Origin of the sequence: Bremerella volcania (genome assembly GCF_007748115.1) — a bacterium.
Taxonomy (GTDB): domain Bacteria; phylum Planctomycetota; class Planctomycetia; order Pirellulales; family Pirellulaceae; genus Bremerella; species Bremerella volcania.
The window spans coordinates 5,290,527-5,312,765 of record NZ_CP036289.1; the positions used below are offsets into that span (position 1 = coordinate 5,290,527).

The 22,239-nt window shown below is 54.1% G+C and carries 22 protein-coding genes; 18 read left to right on the plus strand and 4 right to left on the minus strand.

The window, feature by feature from the left end; genetic code table 11:
- The first annotated feature begins 204 nt into the window (after window positions 1-204).
- The 6 genes from Pan97_RS21020 (at window position 205) to rplS (ending at window position 5,806) form a co-directional block, all read left to right on the plus strand.
- On the plus strand, window positions 205-2,007 hold the full coding sequence (locus tag Pan97_RS21020; RefSeq protein WP_196782172.1) for a thioredoxin-like domain-containing protein: 1,803 nt from the start codon (window positions 205-207) through the stop codon (window positions 2,005-2,007).
- Window positions 2,008-2,016: 9 nt separating this feature from the next.
- On the plus strand, window positions 2,017-2,454 hold the full coding sequence (locus Pan97_RS21025; RefSeq protein WP_144976047.1) for a hypothetical protein: 438 nt from the start codon (window positions 2,017-2,019) through the stop codon (window positions 2,452-2,454).
- 242 nt (window positions 2,455-2,696) lie between these two features.
- Window positions 2,697-4,157, plus strand: coding sequence for a signal recognition particle protein (gene ffh, locus Pan97_RS21030; protein ID WP_144976049.1), 1,461 nt, complete (start codon window positions 2,697-2,699; stop codon window positions 4,155-4,157).
- Between the two features lie 51 nt (window positions 4,158-4,208).
- A complete protein-coding gene (rpsP, locus tag Pan97_RS21035; protein ID WP_196782173.1) occupies window positions 4,209-4,697 on the plus strand; it encodes a 30S ribosomal protein S16 in 489 nt (162 codons plus the stop codon).
- Between the two features lie 15 nt (window positions 4,698-4,712).
- Window positions 4,713-5,429 (plus strand): tRNA (guanosine(37)-N1)-methyltransferase TrmD, encoded by a 717-nt coding sequence (gene trmD / locus Pan97_RS21040; RefSeq protein ID WP_144976051.1) that lies wholly within the window; start codon window positions 4,713-4,715, stop codon window positions 5,427-5,429.
- A gap of 26 nt (window positions 5,430-5,455) precedes the next feature.
- On the plus strand, window positions 5,456-5,806 hold the full coding sequence (gene rplS, locus Pan97_RS21045) for a 50S ribosomal protein L19 (protein ID WP_144976053.1): 351 nt from the start codon (window positions 5,456-5,458) through the stop codon (window positions 5,804-5,806).
- 82 nt (window positions 5,807-5,888) lie between these two features.
- On the opposite strand, the gene Pan97_RS21050 is transcribed toward rplS, so the two are convergent.
- Window positions 5,889-6,689 (minus strand): GNAT family N-acetyltransferase, encoded by an 801-nt coding sequence (locus tag Pan97_RS21050; RefSeq protein ID WP_144976055.1) that lies wholly within the window; start codon window positions 6,687-6,689, stop codon window positions 5,889-5,891.
- Window positions 6,690-6,875: 186 nt separating this feature from the next.
- On the opposite strand from Pan97_RS21050, the gene Pan97_RS21055 reads away from it, so the two are divergent.
- Window positions 6,876-8,117 carry a Y-family DNA polymerase gene (locus Pan97_RS21055; RefSeq protein WP_144976057.1) on the plus strand — a complete coding sequence of 414 codons (1,242 nt, stop codon included), beginning with the start codon at window positions 6,876-6,878 and terminating at the stop codon, window positions 8,115-8,117.
- Here the strand turns inward: Pan97_RS21055 and Pan97_RS21060 are convergent.
- Window positions 8,102-8,602 carry a dihydrofolate reductase gene (locus tag Pan97_RS21060; protein WP_144976059.1) on the minus strand — a complete coding sequence of 167 codons (501 nt, stop codon included), beginning with the start codon at window positions 8,600-8,602 and terminating at the stop codon, window positions 8,102-8,104. The two genes, Pan97_RS21055 and Pan97_RS21060, sit on opposite strands and share 16 nt — an antisense overlap.
- A gap of 128 nt (window positions 8,603-8,730) precedes the next feature.
- Window positions 8,731-10,293, minus strand: a complete 1,563-nt coding sequence (locus Pan97_RS21065; protein WP_144976061.1) for a hypothetical protein — start codon at window positions 10,291-10,293, stop codon at window positions 8,731-8,733.
- Window positions 10,294-10,969: 676 nt separating this feature from the next.
- On the opposite strand from Pan97_RS21065, the gene Pan97_RS21070 reads away from it, so the two are divergent.
- The 11 genes from Pan97_RS21070 (at window position 10,970) to Pan97_RS21125 (ending at window position 21,630) form a co-directional block, all read left to right on the plus strand.
- On the plus strand, window positions 10,970-11,401 hold the full coding sequence (locus Pan97_RS21070) for a type II secretion system protein (RefSeq protein WP_144976063.1): 432 nt from the start codon (window positions 10,970-10,972) through the stop codon (window positions 11,399-11,401).
- Window positions 11,402-11,602: 201 nt separating this feature from the next.
- Window positions 11,603-12,265, plus strand: a complete 663-nt coding sequence (locus Pan97_RS21075; protein WP_144976064.1) for a redox-sensing transcriptional repressor Rex — start codon at window positions 11,603-11,605, stop codon at window positions 12,263-12,265.
- 363 nt (window positions 12,266-12,628) lie between these two features.
- Window positions 12,629-13,390, plus strand: coding sequence for a Crp/Fnr family transcriptional regulator (locus Pan97_RS21085; RefSeq protein WP_144976066.1), 762 nt, complete (start codon window positions 12,629-12,631; stop codon window positions 13,388-13,390).
- Between the two features lie 77 nt (window positions 13,391-13,467).
- Window positions 13,468-13,797, plus strand: a complete 330-nt coding sequence (locus Pan97_RS21090) for an anti-sigma factor family protein (protein ID WP_165698892.1) — start codon at window positions 13,468-13,470, stop codon at window positions 13,795-13,797.
- Window positions 13,798-14,107: 310 nt separating this feature from the next.
- Entirely contained in the window at window positions 14,108-14,827 is a 720-nt protein-coding gene (rpsB, locus tag Pan97_RS21095) for a 30S ribosomal protein S2 (RefSeq protein ID WP_144976069.1), read from the plus strand.
- Window positions 14,828-14,993: 166 nt separating this feature from the next.
- Complete coding sequence (gene tsf, locus Pan97_RS21100; protein ID WP_144976071.1) at window positions 14,994-15,857, plus strand: translation elongation factor Ts; 864 nt, start codon at window positions 14,994-14,996, stop codon at window positions 15,855-15,857.
- Window positions 15,858-16,018: 161 nt separating this feature from the next.
- On the plus strand, window positions 16,019-16,765 hold the full coding sequence (gene pyrH, locus Pan97_RS21105) for a UMP kinase (protein WP_144976073.1): 747 nt from the start codon (window positions 16,019-16,021) through the stop codon (window positions 16,763-16,765).
- Between the two features lie 87 nt (window positions 16,766-16,852).
- Window positions 16,853-17,353: a PH domain-containing protein gene (locus tag Pan97_RS21110; protein WP_144976075.1), complete on the plus strand. Its 501-nt coding sequence runs from the start codon at window positions 16,853-16,855 to the stop codon at window positions 17,351-17,353.
- A gap of 118 nt (window positions 17,354-17,471) precedes the next feature.
- Entirely contained in the window at window positions 17,472-18,032 is a 561-nt protein-coding gene (frr, locus tag Pan97_RS21115; RefSeq protein ID WP_144976076.1) for a ribosome recycling factor, read from the plus strand.
- Between the two features lie 256 nt (window positions 18,033-18,288).
- Complete coding sequence (locus tag Pan97_RS21120; protein WP_144976078.1) at window positions 18,289-20,223, plus strand: peptidylprolyl isomerase; 1,935 nt, start codon at window positions 18,289-18,291, stop codon at window positions 20,221-20,223.
- Between the two features lie 210 nt (window positions 20,224-20,433).
- On the plus strand, window positions 20,434-21,630 hold the full coding sequence (locus Pan97_RS21125) for a hypothetical protein (RefSeq protein WP_144976079.1): 1,197 nt from the start codon (window positions 20,434-20,436) through the stop codon (window positions 21,628-21,630).
- Here Pan97_RS21125 and Pan97_RS21130 read toward each other — a convergent pair.
- Window positions 21,627-22,091, minus strand: a complete 465-nt coding sequence (locus Pan97_RS21130) for an OsmC family protein (protein WP_144976081.1) — start codon at window positions 22,089-22,091, stop codon at window positions 21,627-21,629. The genes Pan97_RS21125 and Pan97_RS21130 overlap by 4 nt on opposite strands.
- Between the last annotated feature and the right edge of the window lie 148 nt (window positions 22,092-22,239).

Here is a 22,239-nt window from a genome sequence, read left to right on the forward strand (position 1 = left end):
CGCCCCAGGAATTTTTTCAAGATGCTCGCTACACACCCCAAAAGTGTGGAAGATGCAAGCATGCCGGACACTACGTGAAAAGAGTTACCCGGAACATCCTCAGCCGGTAAACTATTTGCTATTGTACGAATAAATACAGCCTTTCTCCCCTGAAATCGTTCCAATTTATTGGAATCCTGCCCCCGAATACGGAAGGTCTAATCCATGACTTGCCTGCATGTTTCTCCCTTACCACTTCTGCGCAAGCTAGCCCTGTTTGCTGCTGTATTGCTACTGGTTGGCTGTGGTAGCTCGTCAACACATCCATTTGCGATGGCGGAAGAGCAACAACCAGCCGCATCCAAGGAAGTAGCAGCTGATGACGAGCCTGCTGCCAAGGAAAAGGAAGTCGAGCATCCCTTCCGCGCCCGCATACCAGCTCCTGAGTTCCCCAAAGACATGGAGTGGATGAACACCGAGGGTCCCCTGGAACTCAAGGACCTCAAAGGGAAGTACGTCCTGCTCGATTTCTGGACATACTGCTGCATTAACTGCATTCATATCCTCCCAGAGCTTAAGAAGTTAGAGCACGAATTCCCGAACCAGTTGGTCGTGGTTGGCGTTCACTCGGCCAAGTTTGATACGGAAAAAGAAGCCAAAAACATCAGCGAAGCGATCCTGCGATACGAGATCGAACACCCTGTCGTCAATGACGACGAGATGAAGATCTGGAACAGCTTCAGCGTCAGCAGTTGGCCTACCATGTACCTGATCGATCCCGAAGGTAATGTTGTCTACCTTCGTCGTGGAGAGTTCAAAGCGGACGACATTCGCGAGGTGCTCAATCGATCGATGCCCTACTATCGAAACAATGGCTCGCTCGACGAAACTCCGATCCAGTTCGATCTATTGGCCTACAACCAGCAGCCCACCCAACTGCGTTTTCCGGGGAAGATTTTGGCGGACGAAAAGTCGAATCGGTTGTTCATCTCCGACAGCAATCACAACCGAATCGTCGTCACTTCGCTCGATGGTCAACTTCAGGATGTGATTGGTAGCGGCGAGGTCGGCTCCGCCGACGGCGGCTACGCATCGGCACAGTTCGATCATCCTCAAGGGATGGCCCTCATACAGGACACTTTGTATGTCGCCGACACCGAAAACCACCTCATTCGCAAAGTTGATCTGAAAGAGAAGCAGGTTTCGACGATCGCAGGCGTGGGCGAGCAAGCCCGAAACAATTGGCCAGGCGTGGGGGAAAGCGCCACCATATCAAGCCTGCCGGATCGATTCGTAGGATTGCCCAAGACGACCGCAATCAACAGTCCCTGGGATCTTTGGTCGCATGGCGACAGCCTCTACATCGCCATGGCGGGTCCGCACCAGATCTGGAAAATGACACTCGACGAGAAAGAAATCGGCCCCTACGCAGGCAACGGTCGCGAAGACATCGTCGACGGTTCGCTACTCCCACCGGTACCATATCAGCAAGGATACTCGTCCTTCGCACAACCCTCTGGCCTCACCTCGGATGGAAAGTCGTTATTCGTGGCCGATAGCGAAGGAAGCTCGATCCGTGCCGTACCATTCGATCCTGAAGGAAGCGTGCGAACCGTGATCGGCACCGCCCATTTGCCTTACGGCCGCTTGTTCAGCTTCGGCGATGTGGACGGCCCTCCCAAAACTGCAAAACTACAACATGCTCTGGGCGTCTGTTACGTTGACGGCGTCATCTACACGGCCGACACCTACAACAACAAGATTAAAGCCGTCGATGCGACGACTGGCGACGTCAAGACAATCGCCGGGACAGGCGAGCCAGGCATTGCCAACGATCCGGCTCAATTCGACGAACCAGCCGGTATTTCGCACGCCGCAGGCAAGCTTTACATCGCCGATACGAATAACCATATGATTCGCGTCATGGATCTTGAGACCAAAGAGACTTCCACCCTGGAGATCAAAGGGTTGAAGCCAATGCCGGTGAAGAAGCGTCCCGAAGTACCGGAGGGGGCGATTCAGAAGTGAGGTAGCTAAGTGGCATATACCTTTACACTGGACGATTTCAGAAAACAGCTTGAACAGATGGCTCGCCCCGGGCTATTGGAGAGGATGCTGGGGCTCATGCCGGGAATGGGCGAGATGACCAAGACCCTACAAAGCGGCGAGCACCAAAGGGAAATGCGCCGCCTGGGCGGCATGATCGACTCAATGACTCCAAGCGAACGCAGCAAACCTCAATCGATCGACGAAAGTCGACGGAGCCGGATCGCGAACGGCGCTGGAGTTTCTTTACGAGAGGTAAATGATCTGCTCAAGCAGTTCGCCAGTATGGCTTCGCTAATGGAGTCGATGACAGAGGGTGGCACACGCAGCGCCATCGACAAAATGCGAGAGCTTCGTCGCGGAGAGATTGTCGATGGCTGGGATGATGACGATGAACCCTGGGATGACGACGACATCCTAGGCAGATAAGATCGCCCATAGCGGGCCATGGCAATACAAACCACCTATCGTGGGGCCATGTCCTGGCGAAAAACCCTCTTTCCGCCCCGCTTTACCAATTGCCAACCTGCCGTGGGGTTCGCTAGAATACGCGTTTCGACCCATCTCTCGGGAGTTGGCCGTAGGGTTGTTTTGTCTTTTTACAGGCAAGATCTTGGCCCTCGGAGCGAACTCCCAGCGACGTGATATTCGACCCCTAGGCAAAACTTCCGATGTTGGAATCGTTACAAGACGGCTTGCAATCAGCGTTTAGGACGCTGCGCGGACAAGGCCGACTGACCGAATCGAACATGCGGGATGGCCTGAAACTGGTCGAAAACGCCCTGCTCGAAGCGGACGTAAGTTATGACGTCGTCAAGGCTTTCATGCAGGAGGTCTCTGAAAAAGCGGTCGGCCAGGACGTTCTCAAGTCGCTCAAGCCTGAGCAGCAGCTTGTTGGTATCGTCAACGAGGCCCTGATCGAACTTTTGGGGGGCGATTCCGACCCAACCCTGCACCTGAAACAAGACGTCACCGTGCTGATGATGTGCGGTTTGCAGGGTGCCGGTAAGACGACCACGTGCGGGAAGCTGGCACGACTGATCAGCAAAGAGGGCAAAAAAGCCCTGCTCTGTGCCGCCGACCTTCAGCGCCCAGCCGCCGTCCAACAGCTTCATATCGTCGGCAAAAGCGTCGACACGCCCGTCTATAGTGAGCAGGGGGCCACCGACCCGATCGCCGTCTGCCAAAATGCCGTCAAGCATGCCAAAGACAATGGCATCGATGTCGTGATTCTCGACACGGCCGGCCGTTTGGCAATCGACGAAGAGCTGATGCAGCAGCTCAAAACGATCGACCTGAAGGTTCAGCCTGATAAGGCTTTCCTGGTGGTCGACGGTATGACCGGACAAGACGCAGTCAACAGTGCCAAGGCGTTTAACGACGCTTTGGACCTGGACGGCGTGATCATGACCAAGCTCGATGGCGATGCCCGAGGCGGTGCATTGCTGTCGGTCAAACATGTGACGGGCGTGCCGATCAAGTTTATCGGTACCAGCGAACACATGGACGGCCTCGATCCCTTCCATCCGGACCGCTTTGCGAGCCGGATCCTTGGAATGGGCGACATCCAGTCGATGTTCGAGATGGCCCAACGTGAGTTCGACCAGGAACAAGTCCAGAAGACGCAGGAACGGCTTCAAAAGGGGCAGTTCACGCTGGACGACTTCCGCAAGCAGCTCAACCAGATCGCTCGCCCCGGCCTGATGCAAAAGATGCTCGGCCTGATGCCTGGCATGGGCGAAATGACCAAGATGCTGCAAGGTGGCGACCACGAAAAAGAAATGCGCCGGTTAGGCGGGATGATCGATTCGATGACCCCGGCCGAACGCAGCGATCCCAAGCTGATCGACAACAGCCGTCGCCAGCGGATCGCCAAAGGCTCTGGAGTTTCCCCGCAAGAGGTCAACGAACTGATCAAGCAGTTCGACAGCATGGCCTCGCTGATGAAGGGAATGGCCGGTGGCGGCGTGGGCGGCGCAATGGACATGATGCGGAAGCTTCGCAGTGGCGAGCTGATGGATCCGACTGGTAAGATGAAAAAATCCAAGCAAAGCACCGGCAAACGGATGACCGCCAAGGATGTCCAGAACCAGAAGAAACTCAAGAAGAAGCTCAAAAAGCGGCGTCGTTAACCTCGTCGTTGAGCGTGTTTAGACAGAAAGTTTACTTAGGAGTAACGTTACGTGGCAGTTCGCATTCGCATGAAGAAGATGGGTCGGGCACACCGTCCGTTCTATCGTATTTGCGCCATGGATTCTCGTACCCCACGAGATGGCAAGGCAATCGAGTATCTCGGTACCTACGATCCGTTCGTCAAGGAAAAGGACGCTCGGGTTAACCTGAAGTCCGATCGCGTCGACTACTGGCTCGGCGTCGGTGCTCAGCCTTCGCCGAAGGTTGCTGTTTTGATCCGTAAGTACGGCACCAATGGCAGCCACGTGGCAGCTCGCGAAGAAGCCTTGGCTCGCATGGCGACCAAGACTGCCTACGTTCCTCCTAAAGTTGAAATCAAAGAGCCTGAGCCGGAAGCTCCTGCCGCTGCTGAAGGCGAAAACGCCGAAACCCCAGCCGAAGAAGGCGCTGAAGCTGCTGCTCCTGCTGAAGGTGAAGCAGTGGAAGCCGCGGCTGAAGCAACCGAAGGCGGCGAAGAGCAGCCCAAGGCCGAAGGCTAAGCAGGCAGACGTGCCATGCGGTTCGATGTCCTCACGTTGTTTCCAGAGATCTTCACCGGCTATCTCGGTGAAAGCCTGCTCAACAAGGCCATCGACAAACAGTTAGTCGAGGCCCACGTCCACAACCTGAGGGACTGGGCAAACGACAAACACAATCGAGTCGACGACCGCCCCTTTGGCGGCGGACCAGGAATGGTCATCCGCGTACAGCCAGTCGTCGAGGCGATCGAACAAATCCAGCCACTGGGCGAGATGCCAGGCCGGTTGATTTTGCTGAGCCCCCAAGGGCGAACGCTCAATCAACCACTGGTCGAGGAGCTTGCCCAGCAGCAACGGCTGACCATGATATGCGGCCGCTACGAAGGTTTCGATCAACGCGTGATCGACCTTCTGCAGCCGGAAGAGATTTCGCTGGGAGATTTCGTCCTCAACGGAGGCGAAGTCGCCGCGATGGCAATCATCGACTCGGTGATTCGCCTGATCCCTGGCGTGCTCGGCGACGAGCAAAGTGCCGTGGACGATTCCTTCAGCGAAGGCAATCGTCTGCTCGAGTTTCCGCAGTACACGCGGCCTCGAGAATATCGCGGCTTGAATGTTCCGGAGGTTCTTCTCGGTGGCAATCATCAGGAGATCCTTGCCTGGAGAAAGCAACAGTCGCTGGAAAAGACCAAGATGCGGCGAGCCGACCTGCTGGACCAGCACTCGGACGACGCCCATGACAATAAACGTTAAATCGCTGTAGCAGAAGGAAACTGGCAATGAGCCAAGATTTGATGAACAAGGTCGAAGCGGCCTACCAGAAGTCTGACGTCGATTTCTTCGAGATCGGCGATACCGTCGAGGTCCACACCAAGATCCTCGAAGGTCAGAAGGAACGTATCCAGAAATTCATCGGTACCGTCATCGCCAAGAGTGGCAGCGGCACCCGTGAAATGTTCACCGTTCGCCGCATCGTGGCTGGCGAAGGTGTTGAAAAGAAGTTCCCACTCCACAGCCCGCAGATTGCCAAGGTGGAAGTCACGCGTCGCAGCGTCGTCCGCCGAGCCAAGCTGTACTACCTCCGCGATCGCGTTGGTAAGGCAACCCGCCTGCGAGAACGCCGCGTCTAAGGCGCCGATCGCGACTTCGCCTACAGCGAGACGAACTCAAAACACCGCGCGTCCAATGCGGCGCGCGGTGTTTTTGTATGCGCTAGTGAGGCATCCAAGCGTAGCAATTCAGTTCTCCGTAGCGGCGAAAGCCGATCTGACGATACAACGACTCGGCCTTCCGTGACGCGCAGAGCGTTGCCAAGTCGACACCTCGTTCATCGATCAATGAAAGCAATGAGATCGTCAATGTCGAGGCAACCCCCTGCCCTCGAAACTCAGGCAAAACGGCGATGTTGTAGATTCCCGCGGCCTGGATTCCATAGAAAATGGATCCCACGCCAGCGACTTCTCCGTCCACAATCGCCATGAAATGCTGCAGTTTCTTCCGGCTGCCTAGCCCTGCCTGCTTGAGAATCCGGAACCAAGGTTCTTGGGTGAATTCTGGCAAACCGTACACGCCGGTCATGATTTCCACCCAAGTACGCAGGTCCGTTATCGAGGTAACGGCTTGAACCTCGACCTCCTCGCTGGCACGTTCGTAGTCCGCATCGAACGGACGGATTGCCATCGCTGCTTCACAAGCCACGTGTTCAAATCCATGGCCGACTAGCATCTGACCAAGACTTGCCGGCTGCGACTTGGGGCCCACCCACCACGCCATCGGCAGACTTCTTTCGCGGAATGGAGCGATTGCTTCATCGATCGCTTCGGTAAGTTGCTCAGGCGGGATGTTCGCCTCAAACACGCTGTTGAAATAGGGATGTGCTATCCCACTGGTCAATCGATACCAGTGTTTCTCCTTGGCGAGTTCCACCTCAGACGACTGTGCCCAGTGACTACAGAACTCGGTATCGTTTGACTCAATCGTCTCGGCAATTTGTAAGGGATTCAGACCTGCCAATCGATTCTCCCAATGCTTTAGGTCGCATAGAAAACTGACCGACTGACACTGGCCAGTTGTAAAGGTTCGATCTAATTTCCGTGCCCCCCAAGCAGAAGGTTTCCACCAAAGATTTCTCTTGCGGCAGCCGAAAAATAGTGTACATTTATACACTTATCGCACCGCATCTCCCAAGGGGCCGCCGCAATGACTTATGTGAACTGGATGATGCAGGACATGAACTCGTTTTTTGCTTCGGCAGAGCAGTTCTTGCGGCCAGAGTTGCGAAAACGAGCGGTCGGGGTCGTACCACTCGAGTCGGACGCGACGTGCATCATTGCGGCCAGCTACGAGGCCAAACGCTGTGGCGTGCGAACAGGTACCAAAGTCTATGAGGCCAAGCGGCTCTGCCCTCACATTCAACTCGTCAGGGCTCGACCGAACGTCTACGTTGAGATTCACCACGATCTACTCAAAAGCGTCGACCAGTGCGCCGAGGTCCATCACGTTTACTCAATTGATGAGTGGACCATCAGACTGTGCGGCCGCTATCGACAGATCGAACAGGCCGTTCAACTTGCCGGCGCGATCAAGCGCCAACTTCGACGAGACTTTGGTCCCTGGCTGACGAGTTCAATCGGAATTGCTCCGACGCGGTTGCTGGCCAAGACCGCAAGCAACTTGAAGAAGCCAGACGGCTTAACCGTTCTTCCGATGGAGGAATTACCCGCTCGGCTCTCTCACCTATCGCTGGAGGACCTGCCTGGGCTGGGACGCGGCATGGTATCGCGTCTCAATGGAATCGGGGTCTATACGCTTGAGGAACTCTGGAAACTCGATCGCCGGCAGGCTTTACAGATTTGGGGCTCCGTTTCGGGTGCCCGCTGGTGGGATGGGCTGCACGGCATTGATGAACCGGAACCTCCTACCCAGCGTCATTCCATGAGCCACGGTCGCGTGCTGGATCCTCGATTCCGGAACGAAGCCGGGGCACACTGCATTCTGGTGTTGCTGCTCTGCAAACTTGCACGACGCCTACGACAAACCGGCTACTATGCTCGCAGTCTACAATTGACGCTGTCCGGGCAACGCGGAGCCTTGCTCAACGAGAAAATCGACCTGCCGTGCGTACAAGACACGCTGTCGATCCTGCATCAATTTGAACGCCTTTGGCTTCGGCGCCCACAGAGTCTGGGGGGCCTGAAAAAGGTGGACGTCACGGTAAGCAAACTTGAGCGCCGAAGCGAAGTATCCGGGTACCTTTTCGACGAGATCTCGGAGTCTCAGCGATTATCTCATGCCCTGGATGAAATCAGCGATCGCTGGGGACCGAATTCGATCTATTTCGCGAATACGCACGCCTACCGTGACGTTTTGGAAGACAAAATCGCTTTTGGGCGAATACCCGAGTTGGTCACCAAGAGAAGTGGTTTTCACACGGTTACCTGATTGACTCGCCTCCACTCGCGATAAATGAATTTCGCGTGCTCATCTTCGCGGGCAACTTCCCACTGGCTCGGATCGAACTCGGGGAAGTACTTGTCCCCGTCGTAGTCTTGCTTGATCTCGCTTAAGAACATCCAGTCGGTATGCGGCATCGCCAAATCATAGATTTGCGATCCACCAGCGACGAAGATCTTCACTCCGAAAGAGCGAGCCAATTCGAGTGCCTTCTCAATACTGTCGACAACCGGTACGCGAACATCGGGGCTGCCTCGCGAGACAACGATTGCGTGCGCACTGGTGAGATCCGGGCCGAACACCTCGTACGACTTACGCCCCATGATGACCGTTTGCCCGCGAATGTTATCGATGAACGTCTGATATTCTTCGGGGATGTCCCAGGGCATACCGTCCCCCTTCCCGATAACGCGGTCCTTGGTCATCGCTCCTACGAGGATCACGGGAGCTTGCATATCGTCTGGTCGAGTCATTTCTCGGCACACTCCTAAATCAAGAAATAAAAAAAGCGGCTCAAGACCGAAGTCTCAAGCCGCCTCATTCTACCAGGCCAGTGCCTTAGACTCTCCGGCAGAGAGTCCAAGGAGCCGGTTTTGCATCGTTACGCACCGCAACCGCAATCGCTGGCAGCAGCTTCGCCACCGCAGCATGGGTCACAGCAAGGGGCCGGGCAGCAAACCGTGACCGGGACCGTCTTGCAGATGGTCTTTGGAACGCAGCGAGTAACCGTGTAAGCAACCTTCTTCGGCACGCACTTAGCAACCTTAACGGTCTTGGTGGTGTGAACAGGCTTCTTCACGCAGTAAGGAACCTGCTTGGTGTGGGTCTCTTGGACCATCTTGCACACCTTGTAAGGAACTTCCTTCGTGTGGCACTCTTGGACCATCTTGCAAACCTTGTAGGTGCAAGTCTTGGTACGCTGCTCAGGAACCATCTTGCAAACCTTGTAGGTGCAGGTCTTGGTACGCTGTTCAGGAACCATCTTGCAAACCTGGTAGGTGCAAGTCTTGGTCTTGTTTTCCTTCACCATGTGGCAGACCTTGTAGGTGCAGGTCTTCACACGCTGTTCAGGAACCATCTTGCAAACCTTGTAGGTGCAAGTCTTGGTACGCTGTTCAGGAACCATGTGGCAAACCTTGTAGGTGCAGGTCTTCACACGTTGTTCCTTCTCCATGCGGCACACTTTGTAAGGAACTTGTTCGGTGATGGTTTCGTGTTCGTAACGAACGCAATCAACGGTCTTTTCAGTGACTTCTGGAACCCAGACCTTCTTGCAGCAGGTCTTTGGTGGGCACTGAACTTCAACAACCTTGGTTTCGCCTGGGCAGTAGACGCACTTGCACTTGCAAGGGTCCCAAGTCCAGCAACCTGGCTCTTGAATGCACTTCTTCACGACAGGACCGGGGATCGTTTCGGTCTTGGTTTCCCAGTGACCGCCACAGACCTTAACCGTCTTGGTGTAGTGAACTGGCTTGCAGATCGTCTTACAAACGTCACGGTACTTCGTTTCGTAGACCGGCTTGCAAACGGTGTAGCAGATGTCCTTGGTCTTGGTTTCCCAGACAGGCTTGCAGACCGTGTAGCAGATCTCTTTGGTCTTCGTTTCCCAAACTGGCTTGCAGACGGTGTAGCAGATGTCCTTGGTCTTGGTTTCCCAGACAGGCTTGCAAACCGTGTAGCAGATTTCCTTGGTTCGGGTCTCGTAGACTGGCTTGCACACGGTGTAGCAAATTTCCTTGGTCTTGGTTTCCCAGACAGGCTTGCACACGGTGTAGCAGATGTCCTTGGTTCGGGTTTCCCAGACCGGCTTGCAGGTGGTGTAGTTCACCGTGCGGTACTTGGTTTCCCAAACTGGCTTGCACGTGGTGTACGTGCAATCTTTGTAGCGCGTTTCCGTTTCGTAGGTAACGCAATCCACAGTCTTGTCTTCATAGACCGTTTCATAGACGGTCTTGTAGCAGGTTTGTTCCTGCTGTTCGTAAACAGTCTCTTTGCAGGTCTTGTTTACGGTGTAGCACTGCTGCTTGCAGCACTCGTAAGTTGCTGGCTCGCAACAACCAGCATTCCGGAAGCTGAACAGACCGCCATAAGCGGCTTCAGCCGAGTTCGCCGAAAAAGCAGCCAACATGACCGCTAGGATCGGCAATCCCAATACAGCTCGCATTTTCCTTCTCCTTCGTTGACAAAACGCCGTACGACTAAGGGCCTGGCCTGGTTTGGGCAAATCCTTGCCGTGTCCTGTGCCCTCAAACATTGAATCGTGCAATATCTCCTGCTATCGCCCGTTTATCCAAAGCACCTACTCAGGGCGTCTTTCACGTCATGCAATGACAACCCAAGTCGCCTATTCAGCGCTCAGATGTCCTTCTGTATCGTCAATTTGGGTCAGATGCTTGAGATCGAACAAATAGGTGCTTTTCAAAAGATGAGAAGACACGCATATATGGGAAGAGTGCAAGCATCGAATCGAATGCAACGGTTAAGAGACTCTTCTTCAGATGTGAGGGTTGTAAGAGAAATTGCGCGAGTAGCTTTTACACGGGTTTTTCAGGGGGTATAGCGAATCCACCTATCAGGATTGGTGCCGGATACGACTCAATCTTCGACTACCTCGAAGCCAGCGTGCCGAGAGGAACCCCTGCTTATGGATGGCATGCATGCGTTTTGAGGAAAATCTTCTTGACCCAGCTTTCGCATGACGTATCTACCTTCAGAAAGCAAATACATCACTGCTTTCAGGTAATCCACCCACGCAAATAAAACACGATCCTTGCTGATTGATCAGAGGCGGGAAATCTCCCTAAACGAATCAGCAGAATTCGACTTGGAGTGTCAAGACAATGTCGCAATCGAAAAAAGCTGGTTTCACGCTTATTGAAGTCCTGATTGTTGTGGTTATTCTCGCTGTTCTGGCAGCTACAGTGATCCCACAATTCACCGACTCAACAACGGATGCCAAGAAGAGTAGCGTGCTGTTTAATCTGCATACCCTGCGATCGCAGATTCAGCTTTATCGCGCCCATCACGATGGTGATGTCCCAGGCAGTGATCTGAATGAATTGACCATTGCAACCAAGGCCGATGGCACGGCTGGGGGTCCGTTTGGTCCGTATTTATCGAAGATTCCTGTTAACAACTTCACCAACAGCAGCACGATTAAGGTCGTGACAGCGGACCCGGTTTCGGCCGATTTTAACGATACAGACGGCTGGCTGTACAATGCCACCACCGGCGAGATCTGGATCAACTACGAAGATCTGGGCAAGGAATAATTGCCGAAGCAAGATTGCCTGAAAGTATCGCCGTGAGCCTGGCCTGAGTGTTGCCAGGCTCACGCTATTTCTTGTCGAATACCGCGTCCAGGAACCACCCTTGTTGGGCAGTCTGCTAACAGGTTAGAGTTGATGGTGTTTTAAGCACCAACTCTCGTGATTCTTCGATGGCGCCTTGGCGTCAATCTGATAGCGCACGTCATGGCGAAAAGCAAAGACAATAAAAAGGGTACCAGCGACCAGCGTGTCTCCAAGGCCGTGGTCAGCCGACTTAGCCTGTACCTGCGCGAACTTTCTCGCTTGGAGCGAGCTGGAATCGAAACTACCAGCAGCACCAAGTTGGGAGAGATGTTGGGGTTTTCGGATGCTCAAGTCCGAAAAGATCTGGCTAACTTCGGCCAATTCGGCTACCCAGGCGTCGGCTATCGTTGCTCCGAACTGATTTCCACGATTCGCCAAATTATGGGGACTGATCAGAAATGGCCGGTCGCACTGGTAGGTGTCGGTAACTTGGGTCGTGCATTGCTGGGATATCGAGGCTTTTCTAATCAAGGCTTCAATACCGTCGCCGCGTTCGATCTCGACCCTAAGATTGTTGGTACTGAGATCGAAGGGATTCCGGTCTTCAGCTTGGATAACGTGGACAAGATCGTAAAAGAGAAGTCGATTCAGCTCGCGATCCTTGCCGTGCCAGCTACCGCCGCCCAGGAAGTCGCCGAGCGACTTGTTGAGGCAGGCATTCGTGGTTTCCTGAACTTTGCTGCGGTTACCCTAAGACTTCCGGAAGATGTCACCGTGATTGGAGTCGATCTGGCCATTGAAATGGAACAACTTTCGTTCGCGATGACCTCCCGAATCCCGTAGTTTCCGAAGCGAACCGGAGGTTTGTTCCTGGGTCCTCTTGTCGGAACCTCAAGGTTTCCGGTACTATCTATATTCCCTTGAATGGGAATTACCCCCTAGTGTAATGGTAGCACTACAGATTTTGGCTCTGTCGGTCGAGGTTCAAATCCTCGGGGGGTAGCTAAGCACGCAGAATTAGGCGTGCTTTTTTTGTGCATGTGCTCTCGCGACTCTGGTATTTTCCCTCGCAATTCCCTTAATTTGGCACGAACTATCCCTCGCTCTGTAACGGAGAAGACGAATCAGCATCGAACTCGTTGAGCACAACCACAAATCACAGTGCGCGATGATCGGGGCAAGGCATCGCCAACCAAAGGATCACCCATGGCGGGACAAATCTGGTATCTCAAGTCGTGCCGGCTCTTTGAGAACTGTACTCCTCCGCAAATCGCACGGCTTGAGTCAGCCAGCCGTGCCAAGTCGATCGCTAAAGGTGAGCCGATCTATCTGCCGGCTGACGATGCGAATTCCGTCCTGGTCCTAGCGAGTGGTCGCGTCAAAATCTGCCATTTAACCAGTGATGGTAAACAGTCGATTTTAGCGTTCATTGAGCCTGGAGAGATCTTCGGTGAACTGGCATTATTAGACATGGGCAATCGCGACGAATACGCCGAAGCCATCGAAAACTCGCGCGTGATTGCCATTCCCGGGGAAACGCTGCGAGAATTGATGGAAGAACACGCGGACCTTTGCCTCGGCGTGACCAAGATTATCGGGTTGCGACGACGAAGAATCGAACGTCGAGTCAAAAACCTGCTTTACTTGCCCAATCGTGAAAGAATTATCCATCTTCTGCTGGAGTTGGCGGAGCAATACGGCCTCGAAACCAATCGAGGTATCGAACTATCGATTCGCCTTTCGCATCAAGATTTGGCGAGTCTGGTTGGCAGCACGCGCGAGACCGTGACGGTTGTTCTGGGGACCATGCAGAATGAAGGACTGATTGAACTAGGGCGAAGAAAGGTTATTCTCAAAGCACCTGATCAACTGGCTCATCAAGTGGGTGTCGCTCCGCTACGGATGAGCGAACAGTCCCCATCCAATTCCCCTGCCGGTTTCTACTTTCGCCATTCGCTTGGCACGTGAACCTCTCCTCCTTGCCCGAAATGAGGAGTTCGCCTCCCTTTTCGTGATAGCGAGGGCGTTCTCTGGAAATCATGATCATGCCCCCCAACGAACCTTGGTCCGAATGCCCTGCTGGAGAGCTTGCCGAGCTTCAGCGGTCGCTAAAAGAGCAAGAGTCTCGCTTGCATGGGCGTCGCAAGCTGATGATCACCGCCGGAAGCGTAACATTGGGAATTGCCAGTGCAGGCATTGGCATTATCTTAAGCCGAAACGAACCCCACATAGCGATACTCTCGTGCCAGGAGACGGTTGAACTCCTTCCCAAGTACGCCGATCGTTCGCTAAGTAGCCCAGCTAAGCGAAAAGCCGTCGAAATGCATCTCAACCACTGCCGGAAGTGCCGCGAATACTACGAGGCAACTTACTAGCGTTCATGGCTTTTCCAGGGTCGTTGACGATTCTGGAAGAATCGGCTATCCTCATCAGCTTCCCTCCCCCTCATTTTGTTGCCCTGGGGGGAGCACCAAGAAATAGGGAGGCTCCCAGCAACTGGGAAGCCAGCCACGACTTGGTCGTTCGACCGCGACGAATTCTCCGAAAACTGTGTGGGAAGTGAGGTTTTCGGAACCAAGAATCGTCGCGGCATAGGTATCGCTTCCACTAATTGGTATGGCGCCAATCTAGAGCCTGAAACGCCCGAGGATCGCTGCAATCCCTTACTAGAAAGGAATTTGCGCCATGTCGAGCGGACAGCAATTTGTCCAGGAACTTGTCGAATGCGGCATTCACTTCGGTCACCGCACCAGCCGGTGGAACCCGAAGATGGCCCCGTATATCTACGCCAAGAAGAATCAAATTCACATTATTGACGTCCGCGAAACGATTCGTGGGCTTCTGCGAGCCAAGAAGTATCTGGCTCAGGTTTCCGAAGGGGGCAGCTTGGTGCTGTTCGTGGGAACCAAGCGTCAAGCCGGTGCCGCGATCGAACGTGAAGCCGAACGCTGCGGCATGCCTTTCATCAACGAGCGTTGGCTCGGTGGCACGCTGACCAACTTCCGCACCATTCGTAGCCGCTTGAGCCGCCTGGAAGAGCTGGAACGAATCATCGAAGGTGACGAACTGGCGAAGTACTCGAAGAAGATGCAGTCTTCTTTGAATCGTGAATATCGCAAGATGTATCGCAACTTGAACGGTCTGCGAACGATGAACCGCCTGCCAGAAGCCTTGGTAATCGTCGACCCCAAGAAGGAAAAGAACGCCATCAAGGAAGCTCAATCGCTGGGCATCACGACCGTGGCTTTGACCGATACCGACTGCGATCCAGATCAAGTCGACCTACCGATCCCAGGCAACGACGACGGTATCCGTTCGATCGAAATGTTTCTGAAGCTGATGGCCGACGCTGCCATTGATGGCAAGCATCACGCTGCTCAGCAAACGGAACAAGCGGCCAAGTAGGCTTTTTTCGGCTAAGGGTCAGTCGGTGAACCTGGAAGGAAGATGCAATCTCCTTCAAATGTTAACCGAATCGGTCTTCGCCGAGGGAAACCCGCAGCGGTAAAATTTTCCACGTATAGCTCTCAGATTTTTTGAGCGACCAGTTTCGAGCATTGGAGATAAGACAATGACGGCAATCACCGCCGGAGCAGTTAAGGCACTTCGCGAAAAGACCGGCCTTCCCATGATGGAATGCAAAAAGGCCCTGACTGAGTCGAGTGGCGACGAAGAAAAGGCAATCTTGTGGCTTCGTGAAAACGGCAAGGTCAAGCAGTTGAACCGCACCGATCGTACCACGGAATTCGGTCGCGTTGGCATCTACACCGACGGTGAAAAGGGTGCCATGGTCGAGTTCAAGTGCGAAAGCGCTCCAGTCACCCAACTGGAAGAGTTCATCGCTTTGGCCGATGATCTGGCCAAAGTTTATGCCGAAACTCCAAGCGTTACCAGTGCCGAAGAGCTCTTGGCTCAACCTTCCACCATCAAGCCAGGCAGCACGCTGGGCGACTTGAAGGACGACATGTTCAACCGTATCCGCGAAGTCTTCAACGTCGGCCGCATGGTTCGCGTCGAAGGTGCTACCGGCGGTTACAGCCACAACTCGAGCACCGTGAGTGGCGTTCTGGTTGAAGTCGAAGGCAACAATGCGGAAGCCGTCAAGGACGTTGCGATGCACATTGCTGCGATGAGCCCTTCGGTTTTGAGTAAGGATGATATCGATGCTGCCTTGGTCGAAAAGGAACGATCGATCCTCAAGGCAGCTGCCATGAACGAAGATTCGAGCAAGCCTGAAAACATCATCGACAAGATGGTCGAAGGCCGACTGCGTAACTTCTACGCCCAGGTCGCCCTGCTCGAACAGCCATTCGTCAAAGAACCTAAGCAGACCGTCAGCAAATACGCTGAAGAAAACGGCGTGAAGATCAAGAGCTTCACCCACTGGGTCATCGGCGACGACGCTGCTCCTTCGGAAGAAGCCAGCGAAGGCTAGTCCTGAGGACTTAGCTTGAACGCGTAAGCATTGAGATCCCTCGGCAATTTTCGCCGAGGGATTTTTTTATGCGCGACGTTCTCCTGCACACCGTCGGCAATCTCGGTTAGAATCTCCCCAATCCTAAAACTTGCCACGCTTGCCCTGAGGAAGGCTCCACCATGTCGGAAACGCCTGAGAACAATACCACTAAGTATAAACGGATCATCCTCAAACTTTCTGGCGAAAGCTTTTCCAGGGCCGGCGAACGCGGCATCGCCATGGACGAAGTGGTCAGTATCTCGCAGCAAATCCAGCAAGCGGCAGCACTTGGTTGCCAAATTGCCGTCGTCATTGGTGGGGGCAACATTCTTCGCGGCGGTCAGTTCAAGAACGAAAGTGCTTCAATCCAAGAGGCCACGGCCCACTACATGGGTATGCTGGCTACGGTGATCAATGGCCTCGCCCTGCAAGACGCGCTGGAAAGCCTCGGCATGTCGACGCGATTGATGACGGCCATTCATATGCACGGCGTTGCCGAACCGTACATCCGCCGCAAGGCATCACGTCATTTGGAAAAGGGGCGTATCGTGATCCTGGCCGCCGGAACCGGCAGCCCGTTTGTCACGACCGATACGGCCGCCGCCCAACGCGCCCTGGAACTGGAAGCCGACATCCTCATGAAGGCCACGCGTGTTGACGGCGTTTACAGTGACGACCCCGAGAAGAATCCTCACGCCGTATTCTACCGCACACTCGGCTTCGATAAGGTCGTCTCGGAAAACCTCCGTGTGATGGACGGTACAGCGATCAGCCAATGCCGTGAGCACGGTATGCCGATCCTCGTATTCAACTTTAAAATGGATGGCAACATCCAAAAGGCAGTTCTGGGTGAGCAGGTCGGAACGCTGATTGATCCAAATCTGTAAAAACAAAACGCACTAAGATTGCCGCGTTGCCACCGAATAACACTTATCCAGGGGCATTTCCCAATAACGTGTTAGGGGGCTTGTGCGATGAACCGCTCCATTTATCCCGCCAGAATCGACTGGGGAATCTCGCTTCTGTTTGCCGGACTGGCCATTCTCAGCTTTGGAATGGGCATCGTTTGTTTCTTTCTCACCCCGCCAACCTACATTGGTGGAACGCTACTTCTTTTGACCGGTGCACTTCTGCAATCGATTTGGATGGGCACCTATTACAAAATTGACGAGCACTACGTCCGAATTCAGTGCGGTCCTATTTGGTGGACGGTTCCTCTAGAGCATATCTTTTCGGTGGAGAAGACCTCGAGCGTCTGGCTGATGATGGGAGGTCCTCACGTGCGTTTAGCCCTCTCGAAAGACGGCCTCATGATCCGCTATCGAAGCCACCCCAAGCAAAAGTGGTTTGGGCTGTTCGATCCCTCCGTCCTCATTTCGCCGGTCGATCGAGATCAATTCCTCGAGGCCATCAAGTCAGCACGGCCCGATCTGACGTTCACTCCGGATGGGAATTTAAGGCTCAAAGAGTCATAGCCCCTATTGGTCGTTATCTTTTCATGCTCCGATCCGTGGTGTAGGTTATTCTCGGAGGCAGACCCACGCCTCAAACGTCAGTTAGCGAGGATCATTCCTGCGATAAAGGTTACCAAAGATGAACGCGGATCAAATTACGGAAGACGCTACGCAGCGTATGGAAAAGGCGATCGACGTCCTGAAGAACGGCCTCAGTGGCGTTCGCACTGGTCGCGCGACCCCAGGTCTGGTCGACTCACTGCGAGTCGAAGTGTATGGATCGCTTCAACCCATCAAACAGATCGCTTCGGTGAGTGTCCCCGAGCCCAGCCAGCTTTTGATCCGTCCTTACGATACCGGCGCCATCAAAGACATTGAAAAAGCAATCGTTGCCAGCGATCTCGGCATGGCCCCGCAAAGCGACGGCCGCGTGATCCGCTTGAACGTGCCGCCACTATCGACCGAAGTTCGTAAGAAGCTTGTTTCACGCATCAAGGAACTCGCCGAAGAATCGCGCGTCTCGATTCGCAATATCCGCCGCGATGCCAACAAGGCTGCTGACACCGCGGAAAAGGACAAAACGATTAGCGAAGACATTCGCGATGACATCAAGGACAGCGTTCAGGAATTGACCAAGAAGTACGAAGACCAGGTCAACGAGTTGGCCAAGACCAAAGAAAAAGATGTGATGGAAGACTAAGACTGATGACGGTTGCAAGTTTTCAGCAGTAAGAACAGCGGCGGCGCGGCAGTGGATGTCACGCCGCTTTTTCTTGCTAGCACCTCTCTTCCACATCATTCGGGCTTTAATCTCATCGAGCCTGCTTCGCTATGTGAATCGATCTTGACCCGCTTCTAGCATTCTTCTTATATTCCGCTGCCCGAACCTTATGGTATCGGTACTTCGAACACCTCTCCTTGAGAAAATCTTGCAAGAAATTTTTGGAGCAAGCGGAATGACTGGCAAGGATGCTACTCGCCGACTTCCCCTGGGTAAGTCCTGGGTTCTGGCAGCTGTCGGATTTGTTGTTTTGATCGGTGGAGTCGTCGCCTGGCGACAAATCACCGGTGGCCCGCAAACTGCGGAAGCCCAAGCCCCTGTCCCACAACGGCAGGCCGCCCCGCAGCGTCAAACGGCTTCCGGGCCTTTGGCAGCTCCGGCCGAAGAAGTGGCTGCCCCAACGCGAACCGCCCAGAAGATTCAAACGGTCGCGGTCGTGAATCGCGAACCTATCTCGCGCGAAACGCTGGCAGACGAAGCACTTCGTCGTCACGGCGAAGACGTTTTGGAAAGCCTGCTTAATCGCCACCTGATCTCGATGGCTTGCCAGCAGAAAGGCATCCAGATCACTGAGGCAGACATCGACAACGAAATCGCGAACATCGCCAAAAAGTTTGGCCTGTCGGTCGATCGTTGGCTCGGTCTCCTCCGGGAAGAACGCAACGTAACGCCTGGTCAGTACCGCCGAGAAATCATCTGGCCAACGCTTGCCCTTCGCAAGTTGGCCGAGAACCAACTCGCTGTGACCGACGCCGAAATTCAAGTGGAATACGAAAAGAACTACGGCCCGAAGGTCAAAGTTCGCATGATCTCGCTCAGCGAGCGTGGTCTGGCCGAAGAACTACGGGCCAAGGCCGCTGCGAATCCAGACTCGTTCGCCGACATGGCCAAGGACCACTCGCAAGACGTCAACAGTGCCGCCGCCCGCGGTTTGATCCCACCGATTCGTAAGCACATCGGTAATCAGGAAATTGAAGACACCGTCTTCGCTATGCAGCCAGGCGAAGTCTCGCCGGTCCTGTTTGTTCAAGGTCAGTACTTGATCTTCAAGTGCGAAGAACACCTGGCACCCGATCAGATCCCGGCCAACAGCCTACCAGCAATTCGCCAACGCCTGGCGGACATCGTTCGCGAAAGCAAGATGCGTGACGCCGCTGGCGACATTTATCAGCAACTTCAATCGAACGCTCAAATCGTGAATGTGTTCAACGATCCTAGCAAGTCGGCCCAAATGCCTGGCGTGGCCGCGACGCTGAATGGCCAGCCTGTTAGCATTCAGGAACTGAAGGAAGAATGCATCAGCCGCCACGGGGTGGAAGTTTTGGATGGAGAAATCAATCGCAAGATTCTTCAGCAGGAACTGACCCGTCGCCAACTAGCCGTTTCCGAAGCCGATCTCGAAGCGGAGATCATTCGGGCAGCCGACGCGTTTGGTTTCCTCACCAAGGAAGGTACGCCTGACATGGAAGCCTGGCTGAAGCAGGTCACCGAAGAGCAAGGTGTTTCGGTCGAACTCTACGTTCGCGATGCTGTCTGGCCGACCGTTGCTTTGAAGAAGCTGGTCGACAACAAGGTCCAGATCACTGAAGAAGACATCACCAAGGGTTTTGCTGCCAACTACGGCGAGCGAGCCCAGGTTCTGGCGGTCGTGCTCGATAGCCAACGCCGTGCTCAGGAAGTCTGGGAAATGGCTCGTCGTAACCCAACCGAAAAGTTCTTCGGCGAACTTGCCCGGCAGTACTCGATCGAGCCGGTATCAAAGAATAACGATGGGCAGGTTCCACCGATTCGCAAGCACGGTGGCCAGCCAACCATCGAAAATGAAGCCTTCAAGCTGCAGCCTGGTGAAATCTCCGGGATCATCGCCACCGGCAATCAGTACGTCATCTTGTACAGCCTTGGTCTCACCAAGCCGCTGATTCATGACGTCGAAGACGTCCGCGACGAGTTGGTCAAAGAGCTTCACGAAAAGAAGCTGCGACTGGCGATGGCGGAAGAATTTGAACGGCTGCGTGAAAACGCCCAGATCGACAACTTTCTGGCCAATACCACCCAGGCCGGCAAAGCCTACGAATCGGCCGTACGTGAGCAGATGCAGCAGCGCAAATAGTGCTGAGGTGCACACGCCGGATCTCAACGATCAGGATGGTTTTAAACAATCAAAAGGACCGTACATCTGTACGGTCCTTTTTTGTTGCGGCCGTTAACGCGATGTTTTTGAATGATTTTTCTGGCAAACTGTCGTAGAGTTAGACAACCGGCCCCACCCAGGGCATGTGATTACCATCCTACTCTCGCTTGTATGGCAAGAATGCCGATCATGCAATTTTCTTTCTACTTCGCATCCTTGAAGAAATCTCACCAACGTAGCGACCTGACAAGCTTATTCTTGTTCGTCGCCCTAGCTTTGCCGCTAGTTCACCCAGTAAATCACTGCTGGGGACAAGATTCTCAACAGGGTCAGCCACTTCTGAACATGGTCCTTTTCGTTCCTTCTGATGTCGAACCACCTCCGGGAGTTCAACGCCGCTTCGCTCAGATTGCTGCGATCACCGAAGAGTTCCTGGTAAAGGAGATGACCAAGGATGGCTACCCGCCGGCGGTGACCACCCCCTTCCCTCGCGACAAACGCGGAAACTATAAATTCCTTTTCATCCGGGGCGAACATCCTGTTGATAGCGGCAAATACGACAAACCCGGCTTTCAACATGTCGTCATCGACGCGGCCGTGCAAAAGTACAACCTGTCCCGTGATCGCCACGTCTGGTGGGTTTGGGTTTACCTGGGAGATCCACCGAAGCGATTTTCTGACTATCGCGGTGGAGGCAACTCGATCGACGGTGGCTGGGCGATGTGCAACTACACCAACATTCCTGGCGAGCTTGACCCTAAGCTTCCCCTGGCCGGAGGGCTGAATCAGGACTTAACGCTGAAAGCGTGCATCCACGAACTGGGACACGGCTTTGGCCTGCCACATTTAGGGCCGATGTCTCGCGATCGGCGTGGCAACACGCTGATGGGGCCACAAACGAAAGTCTATCACGACAAGGTCGATGCCCGCGAAAAAGAGGTCTACCTGTGCGACGCCACGGCGGCCATGCTTTGGCGACATCCAATCTTCTCAGACAGCATCGCCAAGCGACTGCAAATGCCAAAGTTCGCGATGACCTCGTGCCAGGGAGAGTTCAATCGCAGCGGTCGCTATCTGGAAATCACCGGAGAAATCGACTCGGATATCCCCGCGCACAGCGTCATCGTCGTCGAGGATGCTCCTGAAGGAGGATCCGATTACTTTCGCAAATCGTTCGCCGGAAAGGTGGATGAAGATGGAAGATTTCGCGTCAAAGTGACCGAACTCGATCGAGAAGAAGGAAATCTACGAATATTCTTCTGCTTTGAAAACGGCGTGAACACCGGAAATGGAAAAGAACAAGGCATCAAAAGCGGAATCACCCAACAATATCGCGTCACACGACGCGGCGTGGAACTCGTCCAGCCAGCAGGCACTGGGAGTTAGGCTCTGGGCTCGATTCGTACCTCAGATCTTACGGAATTGGCAATAAAACACAGTTCGTGGGCTTGGTGGTGCAACGTGCTGATTTCGTCGGAAGTTGGCTGGCTCTCCCCACCAAAGACGACTTTGGGACGCAAAGTTACCAACGACACGGCCGTTCTGCCATCACTGTTTTTGTCCATTTTTCCGGTCGGTTGGTCATCATAACTATCGACCAACCAGTGATGCTTGGCTGCCATCGCCAAAAACCAAAGCATGTGACAGCTGGAAACGGCAGCCACAAAAGCCTCTTCCGGATCGACGCCACTTGGGTCGGACATCGGTGGGGGCAACACGTTCGGCGAAGAAGATGCGGTGATGACCGCTCCTCCATCGAACTTCCACGAATGAGAGCGACTATATTTCTTGTCGAGAAAATTCTGATCGCCACGCTCCCAATGAATGGTTGCCGAGTAGTTTTCCATCGTTAAATCCTGCAGGCTTAGATTCTGACCTCAAACGGTGAACACTTCTGACTTTCGGTTGTCCAATGTGGGCATCTGGGGCTGGTGCGAGTGCGTCTCGCCTTGGCTTCCGTGCTTGACGATTTTAGAATATGCATGCCAGTTCCCA